Raw genomic sequence first — 1062 nt, forward strand, 5'->3', positions numbered from 1 at the left:
GCCCGTGCAGCACGACCAGCGGCAGCCGACCAACCCCGGTGCCGCGCCGCTCGGTTACACCGCCGCCGTGGAGCTGTCCTCGGACCGGCTGCTCAACAACAAGAAGCAGAAGGCGAAGAGCGGACGGCCCGCCGTGGCCGGCGGCCGGTTCAAGCTGGGCGGGAAGAAGGAGGAGGCCGAGCGGCAGCGGAAGCTGGAGCTGATCCGCACGCCGGTGCTCTCCTGCTACCGGATCGCGGTGATCAGCCTCAAGGGCGGCGTGGGCAAGACGACCACGACGACCGCGCTCGGCTCCACCCTGGCCACCGAGCGGCAGGACAAGATCCTGGCCATCGACGCCAACCCGGACGCGGGCACGCTCGGGCGCCGGGTGCGGCGGGAGACCGGGGCCACCATCCGTGACCTCGTCCAGGCCATCCCGTACCTGAACTCGTACATGGACATCCGGCGGTTCACCTCCCAGGCGCCGTCCGGCCTGGAGATCATCGCCAACGACGTGGACCCGGCCGTCTCGACCACGTTCAACGACGAGGACTACCGGCGGGCGATCGACGTCCTCGGCCGGCAGTACCCGGTCATCCTGACCGACTCGGGCACGGGTCTGCTGTACAGCGCCATGCGCGGGGTGCTGGACCTCGCCGACCAGCTGATCATCATCTCCACGCCCTCGGTGGACGGCGCGAGCAGCGCCAGTACGACGCTGGACTGGCTGTCCGCGCACGGGTACGCCGACCTGGTCTCCCGATCCCTGACCGTGATCTCCGGGGTGCGCGAGACCGGCAAGATGATCAAGGTCGAGGACATCGTGGCGCACTTCGAGACCCGCACCCGCGGGGTCGTCGTCGTGCCCTTCGACGAGCACCTGGCCGCCGGCGCCGAGGTCGACCTGGACATGATGCGGCCGAAGACCCGCGAGGCGTACTTCAACCTGGCCGCGATGGTCGCCGAGGACTTCACCCGGCACCAGCAGGCGCAGGGGCTGTGGACGAGCGACGGCAACCCGCCGCCGGTGGCCGCCCCGCCGATGCCGGGCCAGGCCGTGCCGGGCCAGCAGTTCTACGG

At 70.7% G+C, this 1062-nt stretch carries 1 protein-coding gene; it reads left to right on the forward strand.

What is annotated here, in order from left to right:
* The coding region (locus tag H5J33_RS36265; protein WP_181798918.1) for a MinD/ParA family protein at positions 1-1062 on the forward strand (1062 nt) is incomplete at both ends.

It is taken from the genome of Streptomyces sp. WELS2, assembly GCF_013870595.1.
GTDB lineage: Bacteria > Actinomycetota > Actinomycetes > Streptomycetales > Streptomycetaceae > Streptomyces.